This window comes from Halomonas flagellata (genome assembly GCF_022487945.1).
Lineage (GTDB): Bacteria > Pseudomonadota > Gammaproteobacteria > Pseudomonadales > Halomonadaceae > Halomonas > Halomonas flagellata.
This window is the reverse complement of the sequence record NZ_JAKVPY010000065.1, coordinates 1-1,635: the sequence shown is the minus strand read 5'-3', so window position 1 is coordinate 1,635 and position 1,635 is coordinate 1. Positions and strand designations below refer to the sequence as shown.

The 1,635-nt window shown below is 64.7% G+C and carries 1 protein-coding gene; it reads left to right on the top strand.

Annotated features, from left to right (window positions below; all coding sequences use genetic code 11):
- Positions 1–62: 62 nt before the first annotated feature.
- On the top strand, positions 63–1,451 hold the full coding sequence (locus MKP05_RS21095; protein ID WP_240570112.1) for an IS1380 family transposase: 1,389 nt from the start codon (positions 63–65) through the stop codon (positions 1,449–1,451).
- The last annotated feature ends 184 nt before the right edge of the window (positions 1,452–1,635 follow it).

Sequence of the window (1,635 nt, the reverse complement as noted above, 5' to 3'; positions counted from 1 at the left end):
TGGTATCCTACTGATAAATCAGAGAGTTCCTGGCAGAACCTGATTCAGGAGGACCAACCGCCATGGGTGAAACCCTAACGACCTGGTCGCCGTCCTGCAACGGCTCCGTCAACGTCCAGCTCAGCGGCGATGCGACCACCAGTGATGCCGGTGCCTTGCTGCTGCGTGAAGCGCTCGATCGCAGCGGCGTCAGCGAGGCCATGGAAGACCACCTCGTCGACCCGCGGGATCCGCGGCGGGTCCGCCATTCGCTGGCCAGTCAGCTACGCGCCATCGTCTTGCAGCGCGCCATGGGCTGGTACGACCTCAACGACACCGGCACGCTCCAGCAGGATCCGGTGTGGCAGCTGGCGTGCAGCGATGCTCGCGGGCTGACACCCCTGGGCCAGGCGCGTCCTTCCCAAGCGACCCTGTCGCGCCTGCTCAGCTGCCTGGGATCGGATGACAACATCGATATCGTGCACGAGGGGCTGCTGCGGTTAGCCATCTGGCGGTACCGCTCGCTGTCGTCGGCACACCGGCCACGTCAGGTGACCCTGGATATCGACGGCCTGCCCATCGAGGTCTTTGGCCACCAGGGCGGCTCCGCCTACAACGGTCACGCCAAGGCACGCATCTACTCGCCGCTGATTGCCTCACTGGCCGAAAGTGGCGACATGGTCGGCGGGCTGTTGCGCGAGGGGAATGCCGGACCGGCGGAAGACGCCGATACCTGGATTCCCCATCTGGTGCAGCGCCTGTCGGAAGGCATGAACCGGGACGTGTCGCAGATACGCGTGCGCCTGGATGCCGGCTTCACCGATGGCGAAACGCTGCGTGCGATGGATTCCCGCGACATTGCCTATCTGGGCCGACTGAAGAGCAACTCGGTGCTGCAAGCCAAGGCGGAGCCCTACCTCGTTCGGCCACCCGGGCGGTCTCCAGCAACGCCCCGCGAGTGGTGCCATGACCTGGAGTACCAGGCGGAAAGCTGGGAGTCACCGCGTCGCGTGGTGCTCGTCGTCCAGGAAAAGCCAGAGGACCTGCTGTTCCATGCCTTCTTCCTGGTCACCAACCTCAACAAGCTCGACTACCCGCCAGAGAAGGTGTTGGCGCTCTACCGCAAGCGCGGCAAGGCCGAGGCCCACATGGGCGAGCTGAAGTCGGCGCTCAATGTCCATCTCTCGTCGACGGACCGTGGCGGCTCCACGGTGCAGCAGGTCATGGCACGCAATCAGGCCAACCTGTTGCTGAGTCTCTGTGCCTACCAGGTGCTGCACGGGCTGCGCTGCCTGGTCGAGACGCAGACGCGCCAGGGCTGGAGCCTGATACGACTACGGGAGCAGGTCCTCAAGGTGGCGGCGACGATCACGGTGCACGCTCGCCAGATCAGGCTGCGGCTGGGCGCCGCTGCGGACCGATGGTGGCCCTCGACGCTGAAGGCGCTCCCCCGATTGTCCGCCTTGTCGTAGCCCTCTCCACGACAGCCCGGCTGAGCACCCCATCGGCGTCACGCCGAGGCCTACCTGCGGGCCATCGACAGCGATTCATAGCCTATGGGAATGACAAGTCAGGGATTCAAAAGCCTCGCACTATCAGAATCTCGCTGCTCGGTAGCGAGATGGTGGAGGAACTGGCTGAGCGTTGCTGAGATGC